We start from the raw sequence: 26,608 nt of genomic DNA on the forward strand, positions 1-26,608 counted from the left end.
GATAATGCCTACCCTCTAACGACAGGTTCTCGTTCCAGCACGCCCATGACCGAAATCGTTCTTACACTGTTCAGCGCCGCCCTGATCAACAACCTTGTGTTGCATTGGCCGCTGGGCGTCAATCCGCTGCTGGCGGCCAATGGAAGAAGGCAAGTCCACGCCCTGGGCCTGGCGACGACATGCCTGATGCTGATGGTCGGCACCTTGGGTTATCTGATCGATCGCTGGCTGCTGGTTCCGGCCAATCTGACCTCGCTGCGCCTGTTGGCATGGCTGTCCTTGAGTGTGTTGCTGATTGCACCGTTGCTGCACTGGCTGGGGCGCTGGCTGCCGACGCTGCCGTTCGATGGTTTGTGGCCACTGCTGCTGGGCAATGCCGGCATACTGGGCATCACGCTGATCAACAGCCGGAATGACCACGGCCTGGGCCTCGCCGTCGCTGCGAGTCTGGGCGCCGGCCTGGGTTTCTGGCTGGTGTTGAGCCTGTTCGATGATTTGCGTCAGCGCACCTTCGATAACGATATCCCCAGGCCCTTTCGTGGCCTGCCGATCCAGTTGATCGGCGCAGGGCTCATGGCGGTGGCATTTCTTGGATTGCGCGGGCTGGTCAAAGCATGAGTCTGATTCAACGTATCGACGCCCTGCTGCCGCAGACCCAATGCGGCAAGTGCGGCCACCCCGGGTGCAAGCCCTACGCCGAAGGCATCGCCCAGGGCGAACCGATCAACAAATGTCCGCCCGGTGGCCGTGAAACCATCGCCGCCCTGGCCGAGCTGATGAAAGTGCCCGTGCTTGAGCTCGATACCAGCCGTGGTTCAGCCCCGGCGCAGATCGCCTTTATTCGCGAAGCCGAATGCATCGGCTGCACCAAGTGCATCCAGGCCTGCCCGGTAGACGCGATTGTCGGTGCGGCGAAGTTGATGCACACCGTCCTGGTCGACGAATGCACAGGCTGCGATCTATGCGTGGCGCCCTGCCCGGTCGACTGCATCGAAATGCACCCATTGCCCACGGCAACCGTGGTGCCGGTGGTCGGTGGCCTGGCCTTCAGCGTCGAAGAGCAGCAAGCGCGCACCGCCAAGCGCGACCATGCCCGGCGGCGCTTCGAACAGCGCAACGCACGTCTGCGCCGCGAAGAGGAGCAGCGCCACGCCGAGCGTCTGGCCCGTACACAGCGCGCCTCACAGCCCCAAACCCAGTCCGTCGACCCCGTGCAAGCGGCACTGGAGCGGGTACGGGCGCAAAAAGCCGCCAACGCCGATGCGGCCTTGAAAAAAGCCAAGGTCGACCTGGCCATGAGCCGGGCGCAGTTGAACAAATCCTTGAAAGCATTCGGCCACCCGCCGACCTTCGAACAACAGTCGCAATTGATCGTGCTACAGCGCCAGTTCGAAGCGGCGCAACAAGCCTTGACGCAATTGGAAGGGACGGTCCAGCCCACTGTTTCAACCCCCGCCCCCACTCAAAGTGCCGAGCTGAAACGGGCCAAGATCCAATTGGCCATGCGTCGCGCCGAACTCAGCAAGGCCAGGGCCGCAGGGGCGTCGGATGAACAAATAGAGCCCCTGGAGCAAGCGGTGAAAGACGCCGAACGCCAGGTGGATGCTCATGTCGCTCCCTGAGCCCATGGACGAACGGCTGCGGCAGGCGATGCTGCGGGTGCTACTGGCGACACTGCCCGGCATTCTGGCGTTGACGTGGTTTTATGGCTGGGGCGTGGTATTCAACCTGTTGCTGGCGGGCCTTAGCGCACTGGCCGTCGAAGCACTGGCGCTGCGCTTACGGCGTCGGCCGCTCAAACCGGCACTCAACGATGGCAGCGCGCTGGTGAGCGCCACGCTGTTGGCGCTGGCCTTGCCAGCGTATTGCCCCTGGTGGCTGACCGTCACAGCCACGGCTTGCGCCTTGCTGTTCGGCAAGCACCTGTGGGGCGGTGTCGGCAATAACCCGTTCAACCCGGCAATGCTCGGCTACGCCCTGGTGTTGATCGCGTTTCCCCAGCAACTCAATCAATGGCCGGCGCTCCACGGCATGAGCCTGTCCGACGGCCTGCAACAGGTGTTCGCGGTTCACCCTGGGCCTGATGGGTGGGCAGGAGCAACGGCCCTGGACAGCCTGCGAATCAACAAAAGCCTGACCATCGATGAGCTGTTCGCCGCCAACCCGGCGTTCGGACGCTGGGGTGGGCGCGGCGTCGAGTGGGTCAACCTGGCGTTTCTGGCCGGAGGACTGTTCCTGCTGCACCAACGAGTGTTCAGCTGGCACGCGCCGGTGGGCATGCTCGCCGGCCTGTTCATCATCAGCTTGTTGTGCTGGAACGGATCGGGCTCCGACTCCAATGGCTCGCCGTTGTTTCATCTGCTCACGGGCGCGACGCTGCTCGGTGCGTTTTTTATCGTGACCGAACCGGTCTCGGGCGCCAAAGCGCCCCTCGCTCGCCTGCTGTTTGGCGCAGGCGTGGGACTGCTGACTTACCTGATCCGGACTTGGGGTGGTTACCCGGACGGCGTGGCGTTTGCGGTGCTGCTGATGAACCTCGGCGTGCCCGCACTGGAGCGCTTCGCCGAGGCGCGACACAGGTCGCAGCCCCTATGAAAAACTACCGTGGCGTTGCCATCCTGGCTTTGCTGATCGGTCTCGGCATTGGGGCCACTTACCTGACTCAGCTCAGCACCGCAGGGCGCATCAAGGGTCAGCAACAAGACCTTGCGAACCGAACCTTGCTCGACGTGCTGCCGACCGACCGATACGACAATCAGCCATTGGCACAACCTGTCGTAACGGCCCCCGTGACCTTGGCCCATAGCACGCTGCTGGGCGGATACCTGGCGACTCGCGCCGGCCTGCCCAGCGCAGTGTTGTTACGCAGTCAGGTACTGGGCTATGAAGGCAGCATCCAATTGCTGGTCGCTATCGACCCGCAAGGGCGGTTGCTGGGCGTGAAAACCCTGCGCCAGTCGGAAACGCCCGGCCTGGGCGCGGCCATCGCTGACTGGCCAAACCCCTGGCTGCAATCCTTCAACGGTAAGTCGCTCCAGGCGCCCACCGACAGCGGCTGGGCGTTGAAAAAGGATCAGGGGCAGTTCGATCAACTGGCCGGCGCGACCGTCACCTCCCGATCAGTCCTGCAGGCTGTTCACGATGCACTGCGTTACTTCGACGAGCATCAGGCTCAACTGACCGGAGTGATCATTGATGAATAAGCCATTGGTCCTGACCCGCGGCCTGCTGCTCGTGCCCTTGGTCGGCGCCAGCGATTCGCTGGCAAACGCGCTGGGCTTATGGCTGGCCTGGGTACTGATCAGTGCCGGCCATGGCTTGGCCATGGGGCTGGTACGGTCCCACCTGACAGCGCCTCAGCGACTGCTCGCTTCCATTGTGCTGGCCGCCACCCTGACGGCTTGCGCAGGCCTGGTGGCGCAGGCCTGGATGCTGGAAATGTATCAGCCGCTGAGCCTTTACATTGGCTGGATCGCTTTGAGCTGTGTGGCGCTGGAGCATGACGACATCTTCGTCGGCTCACGCCTGCCCGAACATCTCAGGCTGGCAGGCGTGTTCGGCCTGCTGATGATCGGCTTGGGCGCCCTGCGCGAGCTGATTGGCAACGCAATATCACTGGCCTTGCTCGCCCCTGGCGGGTTTATTCTGCTCGGTCTGTTGCTGGCAGCGCACAAGGCCTGGACGGGCGCCAGCCCCCCTTCAACGATCGAGGAAACGCCGCGCCCATGAACGCCGCAAAACGCCTGGAAATATTCCGTCGCTTGCACGAAGACAACCCGGAACCGAAGACCGAACTGGCCTACAGCTCGCCGTTCGAACTGTTGATCGCGGTGATTCTGTCGGCCCAATCCACCGACGTCGGCGTCAACAAGGCCACGGCCAAGCTGTTCCCGGTGGCCAACACGCCGCAGGCGATTCACGCGCTGGGTGTCGAAGGGCTGTCCGAGTACATCAAGACCATCGGCCTGTTCAACAGCAAGGCAAAAAACGTGATCGAGACATGCCGCCTGCTGATCGAGCGCCACAACGGCGAAGTCCCACAGACTCGCGAAGCGCTGGAAGCGCTTCCAGGGGTCGGTCGCAAAACCGCCAATGTGGTGCTCAACACCGCATTTCGCCAACTGACCATGGCCGTCGACACTCACATTTTCCGCGTCAGCAACCGCACCGGGCTGGCGCCGGGCAAAAACGTGGTGGAGGTGGAGAAAAAGCTGATGAAATTCGTACCCAAGGCATTTCTACTCGATTCCCATCACTGGCTCATCCTTCACGGACGTTACGTCTGCCTGGCGCGCAAGCCCCGCTGTGGCAGCTGCCGGATCGAGGACTTATGCGAATACAAGCACAAGACCTCCGACGATTGAGGCGCTATTGCTTTTATTGATTTGTCGATTGAAAAAATCTTTTTTACCCGCCCGTGGTTTATCGATATAAGGAGCGCCAATGGCAGTTTAAGCCTGGAGTCGATCCCATGAGTGCTGACAAAGAACAACTGGATGTAGAAGACGATTTCATCGCCGTTGAGGCCGACGATGTGGAACCTGTGGTCGTCGAAACAGCGAAAACCAATCTGAGCAAACGTCGCACGATTGATAATCTGCTGGAAGAGCGCCGCTTGCAGAAACAATTGGCCGATTACGACTTTGACCTCTGACACGTAAAAGCCTCCCGAATGGAGGCTTTTTACTGAGTACGCGCGGCCGGAAAAACTCACACTAACCCGTTACGCTGCGCCAGTTCGATCAGATCAACCAGCGAGCGGGCATTGAGCTTCAACAACAAGCGTGTCTTGTATGTACTGACGGTCTTGTTGCTCAAGAACATCCCATCGGCAATTTCCTTGTTGGTCTTTCCCCGAGCCAGTTGCTGCAAGACCATCATCTCTCGCCCGGACAGTCGATCGACCATATCGGACTCGCTTGCGTTACCCAGACTCGAACGCACCGTATGCAGCGCCTGATTGGGGAAATAACTGTACCCCGACAGCACCGCCTTGATTGCACTGAGTAACTCGGTGAGGTCCTGCTGCTTGCACACATAACCGGCTGCCCCCGTCTGCATGCAGCGCATCGAAAAATGCCCAGGTGCCTGGGAAGTCAGCACCAGAACTTTCAAAGGTGAAGGGTTGGCGGTCAGGCGTGCGATGACCTCCAGTCCATCCAGTTTCGGAATGCCGATATCCAGAATAACGATATCAGGCATAAGTTCACGGGAAAGTTGCAACGCATCGACGCCATTATCGGTTTCGGCAATAACTTCATATCCATGACGCTCCATTAGCAAACGTACAGCAAGACGAATGACGGGATGATCATCCACGATCAGCACTTTATTCATGGGCAAATCCAACTTCGCTGTTCGAATTTTTAGAGCACGCACAATAGCCTAGTCAATTCTACCTTGGCATGCCGCCCCCCCTGACCGCTCGCACCGAGAGACGCAACCTACAAGCGATACAGAAAAATCCTACAAATCCCCTTGGAAATAATGCGCCATAAATTTGTTTACAGAGGCAAATGGATGCATCAGGGGATCCGCGCCCCTCTAAACAAGCGCTTTTTTCTGCATCCACCCCGTCCCCCAATAGCAAAAAAACACTCGCCTCATAAAAAGTAACTGAATTATTTACCAACACAACCACAAAGGTTTTATTTAAATAAAATTGAATTCACATAAGGAATAAGCGAAATTTATTCAATCCTATCCATGAGGAAACACCACGATCAATACCTTAACCGCGAACTCATCAATTACTCACACCTTCCTAATGCAATCACCGAGCCTGAATATGTTATGAGCATCCACCATGAACAAACCTTCGAAAATCATCACCAACCCCATGACGCTAATCGCTATATTCGCAACTTTGTCCGAGACTTCGGCAGCCATCTCCCTGCCTTTCCTCGACGATCAGGACCGTGAATACTATCTTTGGTTTCTGATCAGCTTTCCGTTCTATCTATTATTTCTTTTTTTTATCACCCTGAACTTTAACTATCGCTCGTTATATTCGCCCTCGGATTTTCGCAAGAGCAAACACTTCATGAAAATCATGGATGATTCGAGCTGTCGGCGCGCACGGTTTTCCCGCCGGGCGCCCAAGGGCAAAGGATGGCTGATCACTGTTCATCCACAGAAAAAACAGCGACGACTGTTCATTTTGGTTATCCCCCGGGCACCGGAAGGCCTGGCCGAGGCCGATCGATCCAAACGCGCAAAACAGCGCCACAACGAACGAGCAGCACAGGGGAAAGGGTCCCCCAAAAAAAACGGCCTGCACATGGCAGGCCGTTTTCATGGAGCCAGGATCAGAACAGCTTGCGACCCTTGTTCGCCGCGATGCGCATGCGCAGGGCGTTGAGCTTGATGAAGCCAGCAGCGTCGGCCTGGTTGTAAGCGCCACCGTCCTCTTCGAAAGTCGCGATGTTGGCATCGAACAGGGAGTCATCAGACTTGCGCCCAGTGACGATGACATTGCCCTTGTACAGTTTCAGGCGCACGACGCCATTCACGTTGACCTGGGAGGCATCGATCATCTGTTGCAGCATCAGGCGCTCCGGACTCCACCAGTAACCGGTGTAGATCAGGCTGGCGTACTTGGGCATCAACTCGTCTTTGAGGTGAGCCACTTCGCGGTCCAGGGTGATCGACTCGATCGCGCGGTGAGCACGCAGCATGATGGTGCCGCCCGGGGTCTCGTAGCAGCCGCGGGACTTCATGCCGACATAACGGTTCTCGACGATGTCCAGACGACCGATGCCGTGTTCGCCACCGATACGGTTCAGGGTCGCCAGCACGGTGGCCGGGCTCATTTCCACGCCGTCCAGCGCGACGATATCGCCGTTGCGATAGGTCAGCTCCAGGTATTGCGGGGTGTCAGGAGCCTTCTCCGGGGAGACGGTCCAGCGCCACATGTCTTCTTCGTGCTCGGTCCAGGTGTCTTCCAGCACGCCGCCTTCATAGGAGATGTGCAGCAGGTTGGCATCCATTGAGTACGGGGATTTCTTCTTGCCGTGGCGTTCGATCGGGATGGCGTGCTTCTCGGCGTAGTCCATCAGCTTTTCACGGGACAGCAAGTCCCACTCGCGCCACGGCGCGATGACTTTCACGCCGGGCTTGAGGGCATAGGCACCGAGTTCGAAACGCACCTGATCGTTGCCCTTGCCGGTGGCACCGTGGGAAATGGCGTCGGCACCGGTTTCGTTGGCGATTTCGATCAGGCGCTTGGCGATCAACGGACGGGCGATAGAGGTACCCAGCAGGTACTCGCCTTCGTAAACAGTGTTGGCGCGGAACATCGGGAACACGAAGTCACGGACGAACTCTTCGCGCAGGTCATCGATGTAGATCTCTTTGACGCCCATGGCCTGAGCCTTGGCGCGTGCAGGCTCGACTTCTTCGCCCTGCCCCAGGTCAGCGGTGAAGGTCACCACTTCACAGTTATAAGTGTCCTGCAGCCACTTGAGGATCACCGAAGTGTCCAGGCCGCCGGAATACGCCAGAACGACCTTGTTTACGTCCGCCATGCCATCACTCCACGGGTTGTACGGAAAGCCGAGAAGTTTAACGTCCAGCGCGGATAATTTACAGGGGCGCGACAGCTTATGACGACGAAGCGACAGATTATGTCGAGCGCGCGACGATCCTCACGGGTCAGGATGTCCGCGCGGCGGTGGCTGCAGTGGGCTGGGCCGGTGTCGCGGTCGGCGTCGGAGCCTTGGCAGGGGGCGCGGCGGGTGTAGCCTGCGGTGCCGGCGCTTCAGGCACCGCCACACGCTCCAGGCGCACGGCCACACGACGGTTCTTGGCGCGGTTGGCGGCACTGGTGTTGGGCACCAGGGGGTAACGTTCGCCGTGGAACCGCACGGTGATCTGCGACTCTTGAAAGCCGTTGGCCTTGAAGAAGTCCTGGACCGCCAGGGCACGGCGACGAGACAGCTCACGATTGGTCAATCGATTGCCGCTATTGTCGGAGTGACCGTCGAGTTCGACATGGTTGACGGTCGGGTCGGCTTTGATGAAGTCGATCATCACCTGCAACTGAGCCTTGGCCCGGGCATCGAGCTCAACGCCTTCGCCGGGAAAGCCGATCTGGGATTGCTTCACCTGCTCGAAATTCTTCGGCAACAGTTTTGCCACGCAGCCCTGGTAATCACTGAAGGCCTTGTTGAAGCGCACGGGCAGCAGCCGGACTTCCGAAACCCGCCCGTCCCCCGTGTTACGCCGTACCACTGGGCTGCGCCCTTCCATCAGCCCGCTGATCAAGCGGCCCGCCTGGACCTGAGAGCTGTTGAAGAGCACATCGCCGCTGCCGAGCCTGACCGAGCCCAGGTTGATGTCGCCCCGTCCCGGCTGCCAAGGCGCGGCGGCCGCCAGCAGGATGGCCGAACCACCACCGAGCATCGGGTTATGGGACTTGAGCCGGAAGATCGCCTGCTCGCCGGCCCGGCGCACGAATTCGCCGCTGCCGAAATCGGTGACCGGCTGACTCAGCCGGCACTCGAACTTGTCGCCTTCGACCGTCCACTCAATGCTCTCCAGACGGGTCTGGAAAGTGAGCGCCATGGCGGGAAGGCTGGCAAACACACTGAGCAAGGCTAAATAACGCTGGCGCACGGGCGGCTCCAATGGCTTTTATACAAAGATCGACACACGTTGAGAGTATGACGCCTGTCCGGGGCGCCTTACGGATTCGTGGCACACCTGTAGGAGCTATCGGTAACTTGCGCCAGAACTTGATAGCGGGTGCCTGAATCGGTCTTTTCCGGTAGCATTCCCCAGAGTTTGACCCGCCTGGAAGCCCCCCAATGTCCGACCGCCTGACCCTGCTGCGTCCCGACGACTGGCATATTCATCTTCGCGATGGTGCTGTGTTGACCCATACCGTCGCCGATGTCGCGCGCACCTTCGGGCGCGCAATCATCATGCCGAACCTGGTTCCGCCAGTGCGCAACGCCATCGAGGCCGACGGCTATCGCCAGCGAATCCTGGCCGCACGCCCGGCCGGCAGCCGTTTCGAACCGCTGATGGTGCTTTACCTCACCGACCGTACGCAGCCCGAAGAAATACGCGAGGCCAAGGCCAGCGGCTTCGTCCATGCCGCCAAGCTGTACCCCGCCGGCGCCACCACCAACTCGGACTCCGGCGTCACCAGCATCGACAAGATTTTCCCGGCGCTGGAGGCCATGGCCGAAGTCGGGATGCCGTTGCTGATCCACGGTGAAGTCACTCGTGGCGACGTCGACGTGTTCGACCGCGAAAAAATCTTCATCGATGAGCACATGCGTCGCGTCGTGGAACGCTTCCCGACGCTCAAGGTGGTGTTCGAACACATCACCACCGGTGATGCCGTGCAGTTCGTCAACGAAGCCTCGGCGAACGTTGGCGCGACCATTACCGCACATCACCTGCTGTACAACCGCAACCATATGCTGGTGGGCGGGATCCGGCCGCACTTCTATTGCCTGCCGATCCTCAAGCGCAACACCCATCAAGAAGCCTTGCTCGACGCTGCCACCAGCGGCAGCGCCAAGTTCTTCCTCGGCACGGACTCGGCGCCCCATGCCCGGCACGCCAAGGAAGCGGCCTGCGGTTGCGCTGGCTGCTACACCGCCTATGCCGCCATCGAGATGTATGCCGAGGCGTTCGAGCAGCGCAATGCGCTGGACAAACTCGAAGGCTTCGCCAGCCTCCACGGCCCGCGCTTCTATGGCCTGCCGGTGAACACTGATCGTATTACCCTGGTTCGCGACGAGTGGACCGCCCCCGCCAGCCTGCCTTTTGGCGAGCTGACTGTTATCCCGCTGCGCGCCGGTGAAAAACTGCGCTGGCGCCTGCTGGAGGAAAGTGTGTGAGTGAAGATCATTTCGACGACGAGCTGGACGGCAACGGTGGTTCGGGCGCTGCCCGTCACCCCATGGCAGCCCGCTTCCGGGGCTACCTGCCGGTCGTGGTCGACGTAGAAACCGGCGGTTTCAACTCCGCCACCGATGCGCTGCTGGAAATCGCTGCGACCACCATTGGCATGGACGAAAAAGGTTTTGTGTTCCCTGATCACACCTATTTCTTCCGCGTCGAACCGTTCGAAGGCGCCAACATTGAGGCGGCAGCCCTGGAGTTCACCGGGATCAAGCTTGATCACCCATTGCGCATGGCGGTGAGTGAAGAGACGGCCCTGACCGACATCTTCCGAGGCGTGCGCAAAGCCCTGAAGGCCAACGGCTGCAAACGGGCGATCCTGGTCGGCCACAACAGCAGCTTCGACCTGGGCTTTCTCAATGCCGCCGTGGCGCGCCTTGACATGAAGCGCAACCCGTTCCATCCGTTTTCCAGCTTCGACACCGCGACCCTTGCCGGCCTGGCATACGGCCAGACCGTGTTGGCCAAGGCCTGCCAGGCGGCCGACATCGACTTTGATGGCCGTGAAGCCCACTCGGCCCGCTACGACACCGAGAAGACGGCCGAGCTGTTCTGCGGCATCGTCAATCGCTGGAAAGAAATGGGTGGCTGGCAGGATTTCGACGACTGATGTGCTGAGTAAGCATCAGGACGGTGCGAGCAAGGCTTGCCCGCGATGAAAACGACACGGTATCCCAGAGATACCGAGGCGCCTGTATCGCGAGCAAGCTTTGCTCCCACAGCTGTTTCTGGTGTTTTTAAACAATTGGGATAAATCCTTCCCCATAAAAAAACCGGCCCATCGAGGGCCGGTTTTTTTGTGCCTGTTGCGCTTACAGCTTGTCGCTGTGCTCGCCCAGGTAGGCGGCAACGCCTTCAGGGGATGCGGTCATGCCCTTGTCGCCTTTTTTCCAGTTGGCTGGGCACACTTCGCCGTGCTCTTCGTGGAATTGCAGCGCGTCGACCAGACGGATCAGCTCTTCCATGTTACGGCCCAGTGGCAGGTCGTTGATGATCTGCGAACGGACAACGCCCTTGTCGTCGATCAGGAACGCGCCACGGAAGGCCACGCCGCCTTCGGACTCAACGTCATAGGCCTTGGCGATTTCGTGCTTCATATCGGCAGCCATGGTGTATTTCACCTGGCCGATACCACCAGCGTTGATAGCCGTGTTGCGCCAGGCGTTGTGGGTGAAGTGCGAGTCGATCGAAACGGCAACCACTTCAACGTTGCGGGCCTTGAAGTCGTCCATGCGGTGATCCAGCGCGATCAGCTCGGATGGGCAGACGAAGGTGAAGTCCAGCGGGTAGAAGAACACCAGGCCGTATTTGCCTTTGATGGCCGAGGACAGGGTGAAGCTGTCGACGATTTCGCCGTTGCCGAGCACGGCCGGGACGGTGAAGTCAGGGGCTTGTTTGCCTACGAGTACGCTCATTGGATATCTCCTGGTGAATAACGTGAAAACAAGGTCCGGGCCAGCCTGCCACCCTCAGGCGACAGCCCTGTGACACGAACCCGCTTGCAAGGGCCGATCATCATACACCGCGAATTTGGACTGTCTTCAACGGTTTTTCGGCGAGTCCAAAAATCCTTTCCCTTGGCATGCCCCCTCATTGGCCCTGGATAAAAAACCGTTCGTCAGCTCTGGCCCAAGGGTTTCAGAAACCACTTTGACAATCATTCTCGTTAACATTAAGATCCGTCTCAATTGAGTCACAACCAGCGACGGTTCTTACTTATGTATGTTTGCCTCTGCACTGGCGTCACCGACGGACAAATCCGCGAAGCGATCTATGAAGGCTGCTGCAGCTACCGCGAAGTCCGCCAGGCCACCGGCGTAGCCAGCCAATGCGGCAAATGTGCGTGCCTGGCCAAGGAAGTGGTTCGCGAAACCCTTGCCAAAATGCAAACGGCCCAGGCCTCGATTCCCTATCCGGTAGAATTTACTGCCGCTTAAATCCAGCTTCTTGAAGAACCGGGCTCAATGTCCGGTTTTTTTATGCCTTTAAATCAAGCGCTTAGCCTCTAGACGCGGAACACAAACATTCTTATTCCGATTAATTTTCATTTATTATTCAATAACTTAGGTTTGACACTCGTCAGTGTGCGGCTCAAACTCAGCCCTATACACAGCTATTACAGGGCAGGCCCTCACCATGAAAGGCGACGTTACAGTCATCCAGCATCTCAACAAGATCCTCGCCAATGAGCTGGTCGCGATCAACCAATACTTCCTGCATGCGCGCATGTATGAGGATTGGGGCCTGAACAAGCTGGGCAAGCACGAGTACCACGAGTCCATCGACGAGATGAAACACGCGGACAAGCTGATCAAGCGCATCCTGTTCCTCGAAGGTCTACCGAACGTCCAGGACCTGGGCAAGCTGCACATCGGCGAACACACTCAGGAAATGCTCAAGTGCGATCTGACGATCGAGCGTGCCGGCCACGCCGACCTGAAAGTCGCCATCGCCCATTGCGAGAGCGTTGGCGACTTCGGCAGCCGCGAACTGCTTGAAGACATCCTCGAGTCCGAGGAAGAACACATCGACTGGCTGGAAACCCAACTGGGCCTGATCGACAAAGTGGGTCTTGAGAACTACCTGCAATCGCAGATGGGCGAAGAGTAACTTCCCCAAAAGCAAGCCAATAAAAAGCCCCGCCCTCTTTCCAGAGGCGGGGCTTTTTATTGCCTGGATTTCCAGGCCACAGCGCAAAACCTTTGTGGGAGCGAGCCTGCTCGCGATAGCGGTCTATCAGTCACAACACGTTGACTGACACGCCCTCATCGCGAGCAGGCTCGCTCCCACATTGTTTGTCCGTGAATCAGGCTTCTGTCTTGTTCGCAGCCGCTTTTTCGGCAGCAGCCTTGATCGTGGCCTGCAAAGAGCCGTCGGCCGCCATCTCGGTCATGATATCGCTACCGCCGATCAGCTCACCGGCCACCCACAGTTGCGGGAAAGTTGGCCAGTTGGCGTACTTGGGCAGGTTGGCGCGGATTTCCGGGTTCTGCAGGATGTCCACGTAGGCAAACTTCTCGCCACACGCCATCACAGCCTGAGCAGCCTTGGCCGAGAAGCCGCACTGTGGCGCATTCGGCGAGCCTTTCATGTAAAGCAGGATGGTGTTGTTGGCAATCTGGTCTTTAATCGTTTCGATGATATCCACGGAGCACCTCGGCTTAAACTTTGCGACTTCAGTTGTCGACACGGTGGCGCATTGTAACGGAAAGCCGAGCACGCTGCTCGGTCTCCCCGAGAGACAAATTCACGCAGCCACCACCTTCACCGGAACCCCATTGAGCGCTGCATTGCCAGACAACTCATCCAGCTGACAGTCATCGGTCAGGTCATTGGCGCTCGAACCGGGCTGGGCGCTGGCAATGGCCATCTGCACGCCCGGCCGGGCATGGCCCCAACCGTGGGGCAGGCTGACCACGCCTTTCATCATGTCCAGGCTACCCTGCACCTCGACTTCAAGCATACCCACCCGCGAACTGACTTTCACCCGCTGCCCGTCGCTCAACCCGCGACTGCTCAGATCCTCCGGGTGCATCAGCAATTGATGACGCGGCTTGCCCTTCACCAGGCGGTGGAAATTGTGCATCCAGGAGTTATTGCTGCGCACGTGACGTCGGCCAATCATCAGCAACTCATCCGCCTGTGGTGCCTGCAACCCGGCAAAGCGCGCGAGGTCGGCAAGAATGACCGCCGGTGCAGCCTGCACTCGCTGGTTTTCGGTTTTCAAGCGTGGCGCCAGGTTGGGCTTGAGGGCGCCCAGGTCGATGCCATGGGGATGGTCGAACAAGGTCGCCAGGGACAGCTTATGCGGCGAGGCGTCGCCATAGGCGCCGGCACGAAGGCCGAAATCGATCATTTGCGCCGGCGGCATGGTCGGCTTGAGTTCCTTGCCGGTTCTGGCAGCGAAAGCCTTGGCCAGTCCGACGAAAATTTCCCAGTCGTGCAGCGCCCCTTCGGGCTTGGGCAGGATCGCCCGGTTGAAACGGGTCACGTTGCGCACCGCGAACAGATTGAACGTGGTGTCGTAATGGTCGTTTTCCAGGGCCGAGGTGGATGGCAGGATCAGGTCGGCGTAGCGCGTGGTTTCGTTGATGTACAGATCGACGCTGACCATGAACTCCAACCCGTCCAGCGCCTGCTCCAGTTGCCGTCCGTTGGGAGTGGACAGCACCGGGTTGCCCGCCACGGTGACCAGCGCACGAATCTGGCCTTCGCCCTCGGTGAGCATTTCCTCGGCCAGAGCCGAAACCGGCAACTCGCCCGCGTACTCGGGACGCCCGGATACCCGGCTTTGCCAGCGATTGAAATGCCCTCCCGAGGTGGTCGCAACCAGGTCCACCGCAGGCTCGGTACACAGGGCCCCACCGACCCGGTCAAGATTGCCGGTCACCAGGTTGATCAGTTGAATCAGCCAGTGACACAGCGTGCCGAACGCCTGGGTTGAGACGCCCATCCGTCCATAACAGACCGCTGAAGGCGCGGCAGCGAAGTCCCGGGCCAACTGCCGGATCTGCGTAGCCGACACAGCACAGAGCGGGCTCATCGCTTCAGCCGTGAAGGTCGCGACGGCCTGGCGCACGTCTTCCAGGCCATCCACCGGCAGGTGGCTGTCACGGGTCAAGCCCTCGCTGAACAGGGTATTGAGCACACCAGACAGCAAAGCGGCATCGCCACCCGGGCGCACGAACACATGCTGGTCGGCAATAGCCGCCGTTTCGCTGCGACGGGGATCGACCACCACCACTTTACCGCCACGGGCCTGGATCGCCTTGAGGCGCTTTTCCACGTCCGGCACGGTCATGATGCTGCCATTGGAGGCCAGCGGGTTGCCGCCCAGGATCAACATGAAGTCGGTGTGATCGATGTCCGGTATCGGCAACAACAGGCCGTGACCGTACATCAGGTGGCTGGTCAGGTGGTGAGGCAGTTGGTCCACCGAAGTCGCCGAAAACCGGCTGCGCGTCTTCAGCAGGCCCAAAAAATAGTTGCTGTGGGTCATCAGCCCATAGTTATGCACACTGGGATTGCCCTGGTAGACCGCTACCGCGTTCTGACCGTGGCGTTCCTGGATGCCCGCCAGACGTTCGGCCACCAGCGCGAAGGCATCGTCCCAGGCAATAGGCTGCCACTCGCTACCGACCCGGCGCATGGGCTGGCGCAGGCGATCCGGGTCGTTCTGGATATCCTGCAGCGCTACCGCCTTGGGGCAGATGTGGCCGCGACTGAAGCTGTCCAGTGGATCGCCCTTGATCGAGGTGATCGCCAGGCCCTGGCCTTCGGTCTCGGTGGTTTCAAGGGTCAAGCCACAGATGGCTTCGCACAGATGGCACGCACGGTGGTGGAGAGTCTTGGTCATGGCCAGCCTCTATTTTATTCGTAACGGGCGCTTTCGGCCGCGGGAACAAAACTATGGCGCGTGATCCCCCCCTGCGCCAGCGACGTTCGTCCTGTGAATTGCCGTGCATCAGGCCCGCCGATGCAGTGAGCTCAAGGCTGCTCGGAAGGCGGCGCCAGCAACTGGATTTCCTCGATGGTTTCCACTTGCTCGTGAGCAATGGGCACGCCCGTCAACTCTCCGATCAATCGCCAATGCTCGTCGAGCCCGCTGCTGATGGTGGCCATGCGATCGATCATGCGTCGACCTGCTGCCTTGGTCACCTCGTCATCGCTGCGCAGCAACTCGAATGACATGGACGTCACCGAGGCGGTCAGGTGAGTCAGGGAGCGCGCTGTCAGCCCCAGTAGTTCCATCAATTGTTGCTCTTTCGAATCCATTTCGGGGCTCCTGCGTCTGAGGTTCATTTATAACCCAGGCCCTGGCATTAGGAAATATTCACGCCCAGGAACAGGCCGGCCAAATCATTCAATAACGCCCCGGTTTGATTGCCAAGCTGCGCAAGGCCGGTGTACAAATGGGTGGCTGCTGTCAGGAAACCGGCTTCATACATGTCTTCGCCAACCTGCTATGACCTCGCTGAAATCCCCTAAAACTGTAGCCCTATTGGTAAGACGCGACATTTCCTTATAAGATCGCGCCTTCCCCTATTTCGTCGCCCCGTGCGGCTTTTGCCGCAGGTCTCGCCCGTTTTTTCATGAAACAAGGCTTTGAGCATCTGCGATCAGTGACAAAAGGTAGTCAATCATGAGCGCAAGGCACTTTCTCTCCCTGATGGATTTCACGCCCGACGAGTTGCTCGGCGTGATCCGTCGAGGCGTGGAGCTCAAGGACCTGCGTAATCGCGGCGTACTGTTCGAGCCCCTGAAAAACCGTGTGCTGGGGATGATCTTCGAGAAGTCATCGACCCGCACCCGTATTTCTTTCGAAGCCGGCATGATCCAGCTCGGCGGCCAGGCAATCTTCCTGTCGCCCCGCGACACCCAGCTGGGCCGTGGCGAACCGATCGGCGACTGCGCCATCGTCATGTCGAGCATGCTTGATGCGGTGATGATCCGTACCTTCGCCCACAGCACGCTGACTGAGTTTGCGGCGCACTCGCGCGTACCGGTGATCAATGGTCTGTCCGATGACTTGCACCCCTGCCAGTTGCTGGCCGACATGCAGACGTTCCTCGAACACCGCGGCTCCATTCAGGGCAAGACCGTGGCCTGGGTCGGCGATGGCAACAACATGTGCAACAGCTATATAGAAGCCGCGATCCAGTTCGACTTCCAGCTGCGCATCGCCTGTCCGGAAGGCTACGACCCCAGTGCCGAACTGGTGGCCAAGGCCGGGAGCCGGGTGACCATCGTCCGTGATCCGAAACAGGCCGTGGCCGGCGCGCACCTGGTGAGCACTGATGTCTGGACCTCGATGGGCCAGGAAGAAGAAACCGCCAAGCGTCTGAAACTGTTCGCGCCACTTCAGGTCAACCGCGCCCTGCTCGACCTGGCGGACGCTGACGTGCTGTTCATGCACTGCCTGCCGGCCCATCGCGGCGAGGAGATCAGCGTCGACCTGCTGGACGATCCACGCTCCGTGGCATGGGATCAGGCAGAAAATCGCCTTCACGCACAAAAGGCCTTGCTCGAGTTTCTGGTCGAGCCGGCGTACCACCACGCATGAGCCATACCCTGCTACTGAACCTGCAGAACCTGACTTGCGGTTATCAAAACCAGCGCGTCGTCCAGAACCTCAACCTGCACCTCAATGCCGGGGATATCGGTTGCCTGCTCGGCTCGTCCGGGTGTGGCAAGACCACGACGCTGCGAGCCATCGCCGGTTTCGAACCGGTACAGGAAGGTGAGATCCAGCTGGCGGGGGAAACCATCTCCCGCGCCGGCTTCACCCTCGCCCCGGAAAAACGCCGCATCGGCATGGTATTTCAGGACTATGCGCTGTTCCCTCACCTGAGCGTGGCGGAGAACATTGCGTTTGGCATTCGCAAGCATCCGGACAAGGACCGCGTGGTCGAGGAACTGCTGGAGCTGGTCAACCTGAAGAGCCTGGGCAAGCGCTTTCCCCATGAACTGTCCGGGGGTCAGCAACAACGTGTGGCCCTGGCTCGCGCCCTGGCGCCGGAACCGCAATTGCTGCTGCTCGACGAACCGTTCTCCAATCTCGATGGTGAGCTCAGACGCAAGCTCAGCCATGAAGTGCGGGACATTCTCAAGGTCCGCGGCACCAGCGCGATTCTGGTAACCCACGATCAGGAAGAAGCCTTCGCGGTGAGCGACCATGTCGGGGTATTCAAGGAGGGTCGGCTGGAACAGTGGGATACGCCCTACAATCTGTACCATGAACCGCTGACGCCATTTGTCGCCAGCTTCATTGGCCAGGGTTACTTCATTCGCGGCCAGCTCGACAGCCCGGAATCGGTGCAAACCGAGCTGGGTATCCTGCGCGGCAATCGGGCCTACACCTGGCCCATCGGTGGTGCGGTGGATGTGCTGCTGCGCCCGGACGATATCGTCTACGCACCGGACAGTCCGCTCACAGGCAGGATTGTCGGCAAGACGTTCCTGGGGGCTTCAACCCTGTATCGCCTGCAATTGCCGACCGGAGCGCAGCTGGAATCCATTTTCCCGAGCCATGCCGACCATCTGGTGGGGGACCACGTCGGCATCCGCGTAGCGGCTGAACACTTGGTGCTGTTCCAGGCGTCAGGGAGCACGGCGGCCCATATACCCCCCGTGGAAAGCGGCGTGCGGCGCTACAGTACTGCCAGCTAGAAGCAATTGTGGGAGCGAGCCTGCTCGCGATGGCGTAGGCATATTCAGCATCGATGCAAGCTGAACCAACGCTATCGCGAGCAGGCTCGCTCCCACATTTTGACCTCAGAGATTTGAGATGAGGTTACCGGCTCCCCCCAACATCAACGTCCCACTGGCCACCAACGTCGCATTCCCGCCAATCTTCACCCGCTCCCCCTCAAGTCGGCAGAACAGTTCGCCGCCCCTGGCCGAGCACTGATAAGCCGTAAGCCCCAGTTTGCCCAAGCGCCGAGACCAGTAAGGAATCAGGCTGCAATGGGTCGAGCCCGTGACCGGATCTTCATTGATGCCAATCGCCGGGGCGAAATAGCGCGAGACAAAATCATGCCGGCTTCCCGGCGCAGTCACGATTGCGCCCGGCCACGGCAGCTTCGCCAGGGCCGCCATGTCCGGCTTGCAATCGAGCACCGCCTGCTCCGACTCCAGCACGACAAACAGTTCGTTGGAGCTCAACACGTCCACCGCTTCCACGCCCAGGGCAGCCTGGACCACCAGGGATGCACCCAACTCGCTGGGGACGATGGCTGGAAAATCCAGCCATAGCCGATCACCTTCGCGAGTGACGCTCAACGCCCCGGATCGACAGATGAAGTCCAGTCGCTCGACGGTTTCGTGATAGACCTCGAACAGCACATGGGCGCTGGCCAAGGTGGCATGCCCGCACAACGGTACCTCGGTGGTGGGCGTGAACCAGCGGATATGCCAATGCTGGCCTTCACGCACCAGAAAGGCCGTTTCAGCCAGGTTATGTTCGGCGGCGATCCTTTGCATCAAGTCATCGGCCAGCCAGGCGTCGAGCCGATAGACCATCGCCGGATTGCCGCCAAACGGCCGATCACTGAACGCATCGACTTGATGAAACGCAAGCTGCATGGCACTTCTCCTTGTTATTGATGCATGAGCATGAGTGCCCAGCTACTGCTTTTCCAGTGACAGATCCGACGAATTTTCACCCTACAGCCCAGGACGAAGGCCCCGGCAGCCACCCAAGCCTAAGCCCGACACCATGATGACAAAGGTACTTGCTCACGCCCTGCGCCGGTTTCAAGCACGCCCGATATCCGCAAACGCCGCCCCGGTATGCTCGGCCAGTACCGCAGGCGCCAGCTCTACCTCCAGCCCGCGCCTTCCGGCACTGACAAAGATGCTGGCGAACGGCTGGGCAGAACTGTCGATAAAGGTGCGAAGACGTTTTTTCTGCCCCAATGGACTGATACCACCGAGCAGATAACCGGTCGAACGCTGGGCGGCCGCGGGGTCGGCCATCTCGACTTTCTTTACGCCGGCGGCATGGGCCAGGGCTTTCAAATCCAGGCTGCCGACCACGGGCACCACCGCCACCAACAACTCGTGTTTTTCGCTGGCCGCCAACAACGTCTTGAAGACCTGCGCCGGATCCAGTCCAAGCTTTTCTGCCGCTTCCAAACCATAGGAGGCTGCCTTGGGATCGTGTTCATAACTGTGAATGCGATGCTCGGCGCGCACCTTTTTAAGCAGATCCAATGCCGGGGTCATGATCGCTCCTGAGGAAATTCGAATAAGCGTGGCCGGATTCTAAGTCATCGTCGGCCAAAAGGCGCTGGAACTGGGCTGCCAACCCCAGTGACTTAGCGTGAGCGAAACAGTCATTCACACCACGAATAGTTTAAATGTGACCAATGGTTCACTTTCGACCTTTGACACCAGCGTTTCTTGTCTATATTTTTTCGAAACTGAAAACAGAAATGCAGGTCTCAACCAACACCCCGAGTTCAGGATGAGGATCCTGCCTCGGCGCTGAACGCGCGATCGGACTTTACCGGACGCGCCAGACAACAACAAAAACCGAGGTTTGAATGACAATTGCTTTACAACAGCCACCCCTTTCCAGCCAATGCCTGGCCGAATTCCTGGGGACTGCCCTGCTGATTTTCTTCGGCACTGGCTGCGTTGCAGCGCTCAAGGTCGCGGGTGCGAGTTTCGGTCTGTGGGAAATCAGTATCATCTGGGGTGTCGGTGTCAGCATGGCGATCTACCTCAGCGCCGGCGTTTCCGGCGCACACCTGAACCCCGCCGTCAGCATCGCGCTGTGTATTTTCACCGACTTTGAAAAGCGTAAGTTGCCCTTCTACATTATTTGCCAGGTGGCCGGCGCCTTTTGTGGCGCGCTGCTGGTCTACACGCTGTACAGCAATCTATTCTTCGATTTCGAACAGTCCCGACAAATGATTCGTGGCTCAGAAGCCAGCCTTGAACTGGCCTCGGTGTTTTCCACTTATCCACACCCGGCGCTGTCCACTGGCCAGGCCTTTCTGGTGGAGGTGATCATCACCGCCATTCTGATGGGCGTGATCATGTCCCTGACCGATGACAATAATGGCCTGCCCCGCGGCCCGCTGGCGCCACTGCTAATCGGCCTGCTGATCGCGGTAATTGGCAGCTCGATGGGACCGCTGACGGGCTTCGCGATGAATCCGGCGCGAGACTTCGGCCCTAAACTAATGACTTTCTTCACCGGGTGGGGTGAAATTTCCCTCACGGGTGGACGCGACATCCCGTACTTCCTGGTTCCGATTTTTGCACCGATCGTGGGTGCATGCCTGGGCGCTGCGGCCTATCGCGGGTTGATTGCCCGCCATCTGCCCAGCGCCGTGGCTGTTACAAAGGATGCAAAACCGGCCATTGACGGCAAACCCAGAACATCCTGAAACAATCGGCGCACACTCTGCCCGCTCAAGCGTGCGCCAGGCCTCACCCCTTATTCACGTCCCAAGGCAATCGACATGACCGACATTCAGAACAAGAACTACATCATTGCCCTCGACCAGGGTACGACCAGCTCGCGGGCGATCATTTTCGACCGCGACGCCAACGTGGTCTGCACCGCCCAGCGCGAATTCGCCCAGCATTACCCCCAGGCCGGCTGGGTCGAACACGACCCGATGGAAATCTTCGCCACCCAGAGCGCGGTGATGGTCGAAGCCTTGGCCCAGGCTGGTCTGCATCATGACCAGGTCGCCGCGATCGGCATCACCAACCAGCGCGAAACCACCGTGGTCTGGGACAAGACCACCGGCCGGCCGATCTATAACGCCATTGTCTGGCAGTGCCGACGTAGCACCGAGATCTGCCAGCAACTCAAGCGTGACGGCCACGAACCGTACATCAGCGAAACCACCGGCCTGGTCACCGACCCGTATTTCTCCGGCACCAAGCTCAAGTGGATCCTGGACAACGTCGAGGGCAGCCGCGAACGCGCACGTAACGGCGAACTGCTGTTTGGCACCGTGGACAGTTGGCTGATCTGGAAATTTACCGGCGGCAAAGTCCACGTCACCGATTACACCAACGCCTCGCGCACCATGCTCTTCAATATTCACTCGCTGGAGTGGGACGCGAAGATGCTCGAGATTCTCGACATCCCTCGCGAAATGTTGCCGCAAGTGAAGTCGTCCTCGGAAGTCTATGGCCGCACCAAGAGCGGCATCGCCATCGGTGGCATCGCCGGCGACCAGCAGGCCGCCCTGTTCGGCCAGATGTGCGTGGAGCCAGGCCAGGCGAAAAACACCTATGGCACCGGCTGCTTCCTGTTGATGAACACCGGCGACAAAGCCGTCAAATCCAATCATGGCATGCTCACCACCATCGCCTGCGGTCCTCGCGGCGAAGTGGCCTATGCCCTGGAAGGCGCGGTATTCAACGGCGGCTCCACCGTGCAGTGGCTGCGCGATGAGTTGAAAATCATCAATGACGCCCTCGACACCGAATACTTCGCCAACAAGGTCAAGGACAGCAACGGCGTGTACCTGGTACCGGCCTTCACCGGCCTGGGCGCCCCCTACTGGGACCCCTATGCCCGTGGCGCGCTGTTCGGCCTGACCCGCGGCGTGCGGGTCGACCACATCATTCGTGCAGCGCTGGAGTCGATTGCCTACCAGACCCGCGACGTACTCGACGCCATGCAACAGGATTCGGGCGAACGCCTCAAGGCCCTGCGCGTGGACGGCGGCGCGGTAGCGAACAACTTCCTGATGCAGTTCCAGGCGGACATTCTCGGCACCCGGGTCGAACGTCCTAAAATGCGGGAAACCACGGCTTTGGGCGCCGCCTATCTGGCCGGCCTGGCGTGTGGTTTCTGGGGCAGCCTGGAAGAACTGCGCGGCAAGGCCGTGATCGAGCGCGAATTCGAACCGCAACTGGACGAGCAGGCCAAGGAAAAACTCTACGCCGGCTGGCAGAAAGCGGTCAGCCGCACCCGCGACTGGGAACCTCACGAAGACGCTGAATAAGCCGAAGCTGGGTACGACGAGGGTCGTGAAACTGGTCGGGAGGGGATTCCTGCGGCATCATGGGCAAATTTTGTATGGCAGCCCAAAGGAAGCCCCATGAATCTGCCTCCCCGTCAGCAGCAAATCCTCGAACTGGTCCGCGAACGCGGCTACGTCAGCATCGAGGAAATGGCGCAGCTATTCGTTGTCACCCCGCAGACCATCCGCCGCGACATCAATCAATTGGCGGAACTGAACCTGCTGCGTCGCTACCACGGCGGCGCGGCCTATGATTCGAGCGTTGAGAACACCGCCTACGCCATGCGCGCCGATCAGATGCGCGACGAGAAGCAACGCATCGCCGAAGCCATTGCCGCCCAGATCCCTGACCATGCCTCGCTGTTCATCAACATCGGCACCACCACCGAATCCATCGCCCGGGCGCTGCTCAATCACAACCACCTGAAGGTCATCACCAACAATCTGCACGTAGCTTCGATCCTCAGCGCCAAGGACGACTTCGAAGTCCTGATCGCAGGTGGAAATGTCAGACGCGACGGAGGCGTGGTAGGCCAGGCCAGCGTCGACTTCATCAACCAGTTCAAGGTCGACTTCGCCCTGGTGGGCATCAGCGGGATCGATGAAGACGGCAGCCTGCTGGATTTTGACTACCAGGAAGTGCGGGTCTCCCAGGCGATCATCGCTAACGCCCGGCAGGTGCTGCTGGCGGCGGACTCCAGCAAATTCGGGCGCAATGCCATGGTCAGGCTGGGACCGATCAGCCTGATCGATTGCCTGGTGACCGATCAGCAACCCGTGCCGGCCCTGGCGCAATTGCTGAGCCAGCACAAGATTCGGTTGGAAGTGGTCTGAGCTCCCCCCGAAACCCTGTGGCGAGGGGATTTATCCCCGCTTGGGCTGCGCAGCAGCCCCAATACAGTCATCTCAATTTGCCTCATATACCGAGTCGCCTGGTTTAGGGCTGCTGCGCAGCCCTGCGGGGATAAATCCCCTCGCCACAAAAGCATCTCCGACCATATCAGCGACCCGCTTCATGTTCGAAAATTTTCCTTTCAGCTTCCTTTGATCAGTATTTTCAATCGAAGTCTGCTGGCTGTTGCCGAGTTTATGGGCTAGTATTTTCGCAAATGAACATTAATGTTCGAATTCAAATATTTCGAAAAAGAGCCCGAGGCCAGCCGATGCCCACTTCTACCTTGCCTACGCCCCCTCTCGCTGAGGTTTACGATGTCGCCGTCATTGGCGGCGGGATCAACGGCGTGGGGATTGCCGCAGACGCAGCGGGTCGCGGCCTCTCGGTGTTCCTTTGCGAAAAGGACGACCTGGCCAGCCACACCTCCTCGGCCAGCAGCAAGCTGATCCATGGCGGCCTGCGCTACCTCGAACATTACGAATTCCGTCTGGTGCGCGAAGCGCTGGCCGAGCGCGAAGTGCTGTTGACCAAGGCTCCGCACATCGTCAAGCAGATGCGCTTCGTCTTGCCCCACCGCCCGCACTTGCGCCCCGCCTGGATGATTCGCGCCGGCCTGTTCCTCTACGATCACCTGGGCAAGCGCGAACAACTTGCCGGTTCCAAAAGCCTGAAATTCGGCGTCGACAGCGCGCTGAAAAGCGAGATCACCAAAGGCTTTGAATACTCCGACTGCTGGGTCGACGATGCGCGCCTGGTGGTACTCAACGCCATGACCGCCCGGGAAAAAGGCGCCCATGTCCACACTCGCACACGTTGCGTGAACGCCCGTCGCAGTAAAGGTTTGTGGCATTTGCATCTGGAACGCGCCGACGGCAGCCTGTTTTCGATCCGCGCCAAGGCGCTGGTCAACGCGGCCGGTCCTTGGGTTGCCAAGTTCATTCGCGACGACCTGAAGCTGGAGTCGCCTTACGGCATTCGTCTGATCCAGGGCAGCCACCTGATCGTGCCGAAACTCTACGAAGGCGAGCACGCGCACATTCTTCAGAACGAAGACCAGCGCATCGTCTTCACCATTCCGTATCTGAACCGGTTCACCTTGATCGGCACGACCGACCGCGAATACACCGGCGACCCGGCCAAAGTGGCGATCACCGAGGGCGAAACCGATTATTTGCTCAAAGTGGTCAACGCGCACTTCAAGAAGCAGATCAGCCGCGACGATATCCTGCACAGTTATTCCGGTGTTCGGCCGTTGTGCAACGATGAATCCGACAACCCGTCGGCCGTCACCCGGGACTACACCCTGGCGCTGTCGGGCAGTGTTGACGAAGCCCCGCTGCTGTCGGTGTTCGGCGGCAAGCTGACCACCTACCGCAAACTGGCCGAATCGGCCATGGCGCAGTTGGCCCCGTATTTTACCCAGATGCGCCCTAGCTGGACTGCCGTAGCCACCCTTCCCGGCGGCGAAAACATGACCACCCCGCAAGCGCTGTGCTCGGCGATTCGCGACAAATTCGACTGGGTGCCGACCGAGCTTGCCCGTCGCTGGGCCACCACCTATGGCAGCCGCACCTGGCGCATGCTTGAAGGCGTGCACAACCTCGGTGACATGGGCGAATACATCGGCGCGGGCCTCTACACCCGGGAAGTCGACTACCTGTGCAGCGATGAATGGGCCATCGATGCCCACGACATCCTGTGGCGCCGCAGCAAACTTGGCTTGTTCACCACCGCGGCCGAACAGCAGAAGCTGCAGCAATACCTGGACAAGGTGGAGCACAACCGTCGCAAGATCGAAGCGGCCTGATCGGTTAACCGCTTATACGAAAGCCCCTGAATCTGGCGATTCAGGGGCTTTTTGCTATCTGGCATACACCGCCGCCCTCTGTGGGAGCGAGCCTGCTCGCGATGAGGCCATCAACTTCAACATAAGTCTCGCCAGGCAGACCGCTATCGCGAGCAGGCTCGCTCTCTCAAGAGACATGGAGAGGCCGAAGTGCATTCGGTTTTCCGAACAAGACTCACCAGTCAATTCGGCCAACCGGATAAACAGCCTGTGAAAGAAATCAGAAAAAAGATTAATTACGTTTAAAAACAAACAGTTAATGTTAGCCGACTGGTCTGGCACGACTCATGCTCTACACTCCTTCGAGACGAATGCCTGCATGCCAACACAACAGGAGCTGCCAGGTACTTCGAAGCACTCAGGGCCGACGAACCGGCTGAATAAGAAAAACAATGTCGAGGAAATATCGATGCGCATCGTTCCCCATCTCCTGGGCGCAGCCATTGCTGCCGCTCTGATCAGCACCCCGGTTTTCGCTGCCGAACTGACCGGTACGCTGAAAAAGATCAAAGAGTCCGGCGTCATCACGCTCGGGCATCGCGACGCTTCCATTCCGTTTTCCTATATCGCGGACGCCTCCGGCAAACCGGTTGGCTATTCCCACGACATTCAGCTGAAAGTCGTCGAAGCCCTGAAAAAAGAACTGGACGTGCCGAACCTGCAGGTCAAGTACAACCTGGTGACCTCGCAAACCCGTATCCCACTGGTGCAAAACGGCACCGTCGACCTGGAATGCGGCTCCACCACCAACAACGTCGAGCGTCAACAGCAGGTTGATTTCTCCGTTGGCATCTTCGAGATCGGCACCAAGCTGCTGTCCAAGAAGGACTCCAAGTACAAGGACTTCGACGACCTCAAGGGCAAGAACGTCGTGACCACCGCCGGCACCACGTCCGAGCGCATCCTCAAGTCCATGAACGCCGACAAGCAAATGGGCATGAACGTGATCTCGGCCAAGGACCACGGCGAATCGTTCAACATGCTCGAAGGCGGCCGTGCCGTTGCCTTCATGATGGACGACGCCTTGCTGGCCGGTGAAATGGCCAAGGCCAAGAAACCAGGCGACTGGGCCGTGACCGGCACCCCGCAGTCCTTCGAAATCTACGGTTGCATGATGCGCAAGGGCGACGAGCCGTTCAAAAAAGCCGTCGATGACGCCATCAAGGCCACCTACGCTTCTGGCGAAATCAACAAGATTTACGAAAAATGGTTCATGCAGCCAATTCCGCCAAAAGGCCTGAACCTGAACTTCCCGATGAGCGAAGAGCTCAAGAAACTGATCGCCGAACCGACCGACAAAGCGGCCGACGAAAAGAAATCCTGATTCCTGACTAACCTTGTCCCCTGGAAGTGCTTTTGCGCTTTCAGGGGATGGTCACTCCCTGCTGGCATATCTGGAAACACTCGAACCGGTGGCTGTCGAGCCGATCGTGTGTGCCTGCCCTTCAAGGG

General features: G+C 59.3%; 29 protein-coding genes. 19 read left to right on the forward strand and 10 right to left on the reverse strand.

Annotated features, from left to right (window positions below):
- The first annotated feature begins 45 nt into the window (after window positions 1-45).
- From GKKCFE_RS19640 to GKKCFE_RS19670, 7 genes are all read left to right on the forward strand, one after another.
- The gene (locus GKKCFE_RS19640) at window positions 46-618 is read left to right on the forward strand and encodes an Rnf-Nqr domain containing protein (protein WP_139049319.1); all 573 of its coding nucleotides are present in this window, start codon (window positions 46-48) and stop codon (window positions 616-618) included.
- Complete coding sequence (gene rsxB, locus GKKCFE_RS19645) at window positions 615-1,622, forward strand: electron transport complex subunit RsxB (protein WP_310663017.1); 1,008 nt, start codon at window positions 615-617, stop codon at window positions 1,620-1,622. Before GKKCFE_RS19640 ends, rsxB begins: the two co-directional genes overlap by 4 nt.
- On the forward strand, window positions 1,609-2,595 hold the full coding sequence (locus GKKCFE_RS19650; protein WP_047227009.1) for an RnfABCDGE type electron transport complex subunit D: 987 nt from the start codon (window positions 1,609-1,611) through the stop codon (window positions 2,593-2,595). The genes rsxB and GKKCFE_RS19650 overlap by 14 nt, the downstream gene beginning before the upstream one ends.
- Window positions 2,592-3,203, forward strand: a complete 612-nt coding sequence (locus GKKCFE_RS19655) for an RnfABCDGE type electron transport complex subunit G (RefSeq protein ID WP_160893230.1) — start codon at window positions 2,592-2,594, stop codon at window positions 3,201-3,203. The genes GKKCFE_RS19650 and GKKCFE_RS19655 overlap by 4 nt, the downstream gene beginning before the upstream one ends.
- The gene (locus GKKCFE_RS19660; RefSeq protein ID WP_445576999.1) at window positions 3,196-3,729 is read left to right on the forward strand and encodes an Rnf-Nqr domain containing protein; all 534 of its coding nucleotides are present in this window, start codon (window positions 3,196-3,198) and stop codon (window positions 3,727-3,729) included. Before GKKCFE_RS19655 ends, GKKCFE_RS19660 begins: the two co-directional genes overlap by 8 nt.
- Window positions 3,726-4,364: an endonuclease III gene (gene nth, locus GKKCFE_RS19665; protein ID WP_139049309.1), complete on the forward strand. Its 639-nt coding sequence runs from the start codon at window positions 3,726-3,728 to the stop codon at window positions 4,362-4,364. Before GKKCFE_RS19660 ends, nth begins: the two co-directional genes overlap by 4 nt.
- Before the next feature lie 107 nt (window positions 4,365-4,471).
- Complete coding sequence (locus GKKCFE_RS19670; protein ID WP_047227013.1) at window positions 4,472-4,654, forward strand: PA3496 family putative envelope integrity protein; 183 nt, start codon at window positions 4,472-4,474, stop codon at window positions 4,652-4,654.
- A 56-nt stretch (window positions 4,655-4,710) separates the two neighbouring features.
- Here GKKCFE_RS19670 and GKKCFE_RS19675 read toward each other — a convergent pair whose 3' ends face one another.
- Window positions 4,711-5,337, reverse strand: coding sequence for a response regulator transcription factor (locus tag GKKCFE_RS19675; RefSeq protein WP_047227014.1), 627 nt, complete (start codon window positions 5,335-5,337; stop codon window positions 4,711-4,713).
- Window positions 5,338-5,806: 469 nt separating this feature from the next.
- Between GKKCFE_RS19675 and GKKCFE_RS19680 the strand changes: the two genes are divergently transcribed.
- Window positions 5,807-6,361, forward strand: a complete 555-nt coding sequence (locus GKKCFE_RS19680) for a hypothetical protein (protein ID WP_240539595.1) — start codon at window positions 5,807-5,809, stop codon at window positions 6,359-6,361.
- Here GKKCFE_RS19680 and GKKCFE_RS19685 read toward each other — a convergent pair.
- Window positions 6,309-7,526 (reverse strand): argininosuccinate synthase, encoded by a 1,218-nt coding sequence (locus GKKCFE_RS19685; RefSeq protein ID WP_024779511.1) that lies wholly within the window; start codon window positions 7,524-7,526, stop codon window positions 6,309-6,311. The genes GKKCFE_RS19680 and GKKCFE_RS19685 overlap by 53 nt on opposite strands.
- A 127-nt stretch (window positions 7,527-7,653) precedes the next feature.
- Window positions 7,654-8,616: a flagellar protein MotY gene (locus GKKCFE_RS19690; RefSeq protein WP_047227015.1), complete on the reverse strand. Its 963-nt coding sequence runs from the start codon at window positions 8,614-8,616 to the stop codon at window positions 7,654-7,656.
- A 191-nt stretch (window positions 8,617-8,807) separates the two neighbouring features.
- On the opposite strand from GKKCFE_RS19690, the gene pyrC reads away from it, so the two are divergent.
- On the forward strand, window positions 8,808-9,854 hold the full coding sequence (gene pyrC, locus GKKCFE_RS19695; RefSeq protein ID WP_445577000.1) for a dihydroorotase: 1,047 nt from the start codon (window positions 8,808-8,810) through the stop codon (window positions 9,852-9,854).
- Complete coding sequence (gene rnt, locus GKKCFE_RS19700) at window positions 9,851-10,528, forward strand: ribonuclease T (RefSeq protein WP_047227017.1); 678 nt, start codon at window positions 9,851-9,853, stop codon at window positions 10,526-10,528. The genes pyrC and rnt overlap by 4 nt, the downstream gene beginning before the upstream one ends.
- Window positions 10,529-10,730: 202 nt before the next feature.
- On the opposite strand, the gene GKKCFE_RS19705 is transcribed toward rnt, so the two are convergent.
- On the reverse strand, window positions 10,731-11,333 hold the full coding sequence (locus GKKCFE_RS19705) for a peroxiredoxin (protein ID WP_047227018.1): 603 nt from the start codon (window positions 11,331-11,333) through the stop codon (window positions 10,731-10,733).
- A gap of 303 nt (window positions 11,334-11,636) precedes the next feature.
- Here GKKCFE_RS19705 and GKKCFE_RS19710 point away from each other — a divergent pair, with 303 nt between their 5' ends.
- Complete coding sequence (locus GKKCFE_RS19710) at window positions 11,637-11,855, forward strand: bacterioferritin-associated ferredoxin (protein WP_047227019.1); 219 nt, start codon at window positions 11,637-11,639, stop codon at window positions 11,853-11,855.
- A gap of 199 nt (window positions 11,856-12,054) precedes the next feature.
- Window positions 12,055-12,528, forward strand: coding sequence for a bacterioferritin (bfr, locus tag GKKCFE_RS19715; protein ID WP_047227020.1), 474 nt, complete (start codon window positions 12,055-12,057; stop codon window positions 12,526-12,528).
- A gap of 196 nt (window positions 12,529-12,724) precedes the next feature.
- Here the strand turns inward: bfr and grxD are convergent, their stop codons facing one another.
- The 4 genes from grxD to GKKCFE_RS19735 form a co-directional block, all read right to left on the reverse strand.
- Window positions 12,725-13,066: a Grx4 family monothiol glutaredoxin gene (grxD, locus tag GKKCFE_RS19720; RefSeq protein ID WP_047227021.1), complete on the reverse strand. Its 342-nt coding sequence runs from the start codon at window positions 13,064-13,066 to the stop codon at window positions 12,725-12,727.
- Window positions 13,067-13,165: 99 nt separating this feature from the next.
- Window positions 13,166-15,274 (reverse strand): molybdopterin oxidoreductase family protein, encoded by a 2,109-nt coding sequence (locus GKKCFE_RS19725; RefSeq protein ID WP_445577001.1) that lies wholly within the window; start codon window positions 15,272-15,274, stop codon window positions 13,166-13,168.
- Window positions 15,275-15,405: 131 nt separating this feature from the next.
- The gene (locus GKKCFE_RS19730; RefSeq protein ID WP_047227023.1) at window positions 15,406-15,693 is read right to left on the reverse strand and encodes a hypothetical protein; all 288 of its coding nucleotides are present in this window, start codon (window positions 15,691-15,693) and stop codon (window positions 15,406-15,408) included.
- A gap of 47 nt (window positions 15,694-15,740) precedes the next feature.
- Window positions 15,741-15,866, reverse strand: a complete 126-nt coding sequence (locus tag GKKCFE_RS19735; RefSeq protein ID WP_257220644.1) for a hypothetical protein — start codon at window positions 15,864-15,866, stop codon at window positions 15,741-15,743.
- Between the two features lie 194 nt (window positions 15,867-16,060).
- Here GKKCFE_RS19735 and argF point away from each other — a divergent pair, with 194 nt between their 5' ends.
- A complete protein-coding gene (gene argF, locus GKKCFE_RS19740) occupies window positions 16,061-16,981 on the forward strand; it encodes an ornithine carbamoyltransferase (protein ID WP_047227024.1) in 921 nt (306 codons plus the stop codon).
- A complete protein-coding gene (locus tag GKKCFE_RS19745; RefSeq protein ID WP_305466634.1) occupies window positions 16,978-18,087 on the forward strand; it encodes an ABC transporter ATP-binding protein in 1,110 nt (369 codons plus the stop codon). Before argF ends, GKKCFE_RS19745 begins: the two co-directional genes overlap by 4 nt.
- A 105-nt stretch (window positions 18,088-18,192) precedes the next feature.
- Here the strand turns inward: GKKCFE_RS19745 and GKKCFE_RS19750 are convergent, their stop codons facing one another.
- Both GKKCFE_RS19750 and ybaK read right to left on the reverse strand, forming a co-directional pair.
- The gene (locus GKKCFE_RS19750) at window positions 18,193-19,002 is read right to left on the reverse strand and encodes a PhzF family phenazine biosynthesis protein (protein WP_047227026.1); all 810 of its coding nucleotides are present in this window, start codon (window positions 19,000-19,002) and stop codon (window positions 18,193-18,195) included.
- Between the two features lie 171 nt (window positions 19,003-19,173).
- The gene (gene ybaK / locus GKKCFE_RS19755; protein ID WP_076383708.1) at window positions 19,174-19,644 is read right to left on the reverse strand and encodes a Cys-tRNA(Pro) deacylase; all 471 of its coding nucleotides are present in this window, start codon (window positions 19,642-19,644) and stop codon (window positions 19,174-19,176) included.
- A gap of 320 nt (window positions 19,645-19,964) precedes the next feature.
- Here ybaK and GKKCFE_RS19760 point away from each other — a divergent pair, with 320 nt between their 5' ends.
- From GKKCFE_RS19760 to GKKCFE_RS19780, 5 genes are all read left to right on the forward strand, one after another.
- A complete protein-coding gene (locus GKKCFE_RS19760) occupies window positions 19,965-20,816 on the forward strand; it encodes an MIP/aquaporin family protein (protein ID WP_047227028.1) in 852 nt (283 codons plus the stop codon).
- A 75-nt stretch (window positions 20,817-20,891) separates the two neighbouring features.
- Entirely contained in the window at window positions 20,892-22,397 is a 1,506-nt protein-coding gene (glpK, locus tag GKKCFE_RS19765; RefSeq protein WP_047227029.1) for a glycerol kinase GlpK, read from the forward strand.
- A 96-nt stretch (window positions 22,398-22,493) separates the two neighbouring features.
- Window positions 22,494-23,249, forward strand: a complete 756-nt coding sequence (locus GKKCFE_RS19770; RefSeq protein WP_047227030.1) for a DeoR/GlpR family transcriptional regulator — start codon at window positions 22,494-22,496, stop codon at window positions 23,247-23,249.
- 329 nt (window positions 23,250-23,578) lie between these two features.
- The gene (glpD, locus tag GKKCFE_RS19775; protein WP_445577002.1) at window positions 23,579-25,117 is read left to right on the forward strand and encodes a glycerol-3-phosphate dehydrogenase; all 1,539 of its coding nucleotides are present in this window, start codon (window positions 23,579-23,581) and stop codon (window positions 25,115-25,117) included.
- Between the two features lie 448 nt (window positions 25,118-25,565).
- Window positions 25,566-26,480, forward strand: coding sequence for a glutamate/aspartate ABC transporter substrate-binding protein (locus GKKCFE_RS19780; protein WP_047227033.1), 915 nt, complete (start codon window positions 25,566-25,568; stop codon window positions 26,478-26,480).
- Window positions 26,481-26,608: the final 128 nt, after the last annotated feature.

The sequence above is a fragment of the Pseudomonas sp. E141 genome, from assembly GCF_052659885.1.

Excerpts from the sequence above, each read along its gene's own strand:
- GKKCFE_RS19640 (WP_139049319.1), top strand. The coding sequence starts at position 46 with ATGACCGAAATCGTTCTTACACTGTTCAGCGCCGCCCTGATCAACAAC.
- rsxB (WP_310663017.1), top strand. The coding sequence starts at position 615 with ATGAGTCTGATTCAACGTATCGACGCCCTGCTGCCGCAGACCCAATGC.
- GKKCFE_RS19650 (WP_047227009.1), top strand. The coding sequence starts at position 1,609 with ATGTCGCTCCCTGAGCCCATGGACGAACGGCTGCGGCAGGCGATGCTG.
- GKKCFE_RS19655 (WP_160893230.1), top strand. The coding sequence starts at position 2,592 with ATGAAAAACTACCGTGGCGTTGCCATCCTGGCTTTGCTGATCGGTCTC.
- GKKCFE_RS19660 (WP_445576999.1), top strand. The coding sequence starts at position 3,196 with ATGAATAAGCCATTGGTCCTGACCCGCGGCCTGCTGCTCGTGCCCTTG.
- nth (WP_139049309.1), top strand. The coding sequence starts at position 3,726 with ATGAACGCCGCAAAACGCCTGGAAATATTCCGTCGCTTGCACGAAGAC.
- GKKCFE_RS19670 (WP_047227013.1), top strand. The coding sequence starts at position 4,472 with ATGAGTGCTGACAAAGAACAACTGGATGTAGAAGACGATTTCATCGCC.
- GKKCFE_RS19675 (WP_047227014.1), bottom strand. The coding sequence starts at position 5,337 with ATGAATAAAGTGCTGATCGTGGATGATCATCCCGTCATTCGTCTTGCT.
- GKKCFE_RS19680 (WP_240539595.1), top strand. The coding sequence starts at position 5,807 with ATGAACAAACCTTCGAAAATCATCACCAACCCCATGACGCTAATCGCT.
- GKKCFE_RS19685 (WP_024779511.1), bottom strand. The coding sequence starts at position 7,526 with ATGGCGGACGTAAACAAGGTCGTTCTGGCGTATTCCGGCGGCCTGGAC.
- pyrC (WP_445577000.1), top strand. The coding sequence starts at position 8,808 with ATGTCCGACCGCCTGACCCTGCTGCGTCCCGACGACTGGCATATTCAT.
- GKKCFE_RS19705 (WP_047227018.1), bottom strand. The coding sequence starts at position 11,333 with ATGAGCGTACTCGTAGGCAAACAAGCCCCTGACTTCACCGTCCCGGCC.
- GKKCFE_RS19710 (WP_047227019.1), top strand. The coding sequence starts at position 11,637 with ATGTATGTTTGCCTCTGCACTGGCGTCACCGACGGACAAATCCGCGAA.
- bfr (WP_047227020.1), top strand. The coding sequence starts at position 12,055 with ATGAAAGGCGACGTTACAGTCATCCAGCATCTCAACAAGATCCTCGCC.
- GKKCFE_RS19725 (WP_445577001.1), bottom strand. The coding sequence starts at position 15,274 with ATGACCAAGACTCTCCACCACCGTGCGTGCCATCTGTGCGAAGCCATC.
- GKKCFE_RS19730 (WP_047227023.1), bottom strand. The coding sequence starts at position 15,693 with ATGGATTCGAAAGAGCAACAATTGATGGAACTACTGGGGCTGACAGCG.
- GKKCFE_RS19735 (WP_257220644.1), bottom strand. The coding sequence starts at position 15,866 with ATGTATGAAGCCGGTTTCCTGACAGCAGCCACCCATTTGTACACCGGC.
- argF (WP_047227024.1), top strand. The coding sequence starts at position 16,061 with ATGAGCGCAAGGCACTTTCTCTCCCTGATGGATTTCACGCCCGACGAG.
- GKKCFE_RS19745 (WP_305466634.1), top strand. The coding sequence starts at position 16,978 with ATGAGCCATACCCTGCTACTGAACCTGCAGAACCTGACTTGCGGTTAT.
- GKKCFE_RS19750 (WP_047227026.1), bottom strand. The coding sequence starts at position 19,002 with ATGCAGCTTGCGTTTCATCAAGTCGATGCGTTCAGTGATCGGCCGTTT.
- ybaK (WP_076383708.1), bottom strand. The coding sequence starts at position 19,644 with ATGACCCCGGCATTGGATCTGCTTAAAAAGGTGCGCGCCGAGCATCGC.
- GKKCFE_RS19760 (WP_047227028.1), top strand. The coding sequence starts at position 19,965 with ATGACAATTGCTTTACAACAGCCACCCCTTTCCAGCCAATGCCTGGCC.
- glpK (WP_047227029.1), top strand. The coding sequence starts at position 20,892 with ATGACCGACATTCAGAACAAGAACTACATCATTGCCCTCGACCAGGGT.
- GKKCFE_RS19770 (WP_047227030.1), top strand. The coding sequence starts at position 22,494 with ATGAATCTGCCTCCCCGTCAGCAGCAAATCCTCGAACTGGTCCGCGAA.
- glpD (WP_445577002.1), top strand. The coding sequence starts at position 23,579 with ATGCCCACTTCTACCTTGCCTACGCCCCCTCTCGCTGAGGTTTACGAT.
- GKKCFE_RS19780 (WP_047227033.1), top strand. The coding sequence starts at position 25,566 with ATGCGCATCGTTCCCCATCTCCTGGGCGCAGCCATTGCTGCCGCTCTG.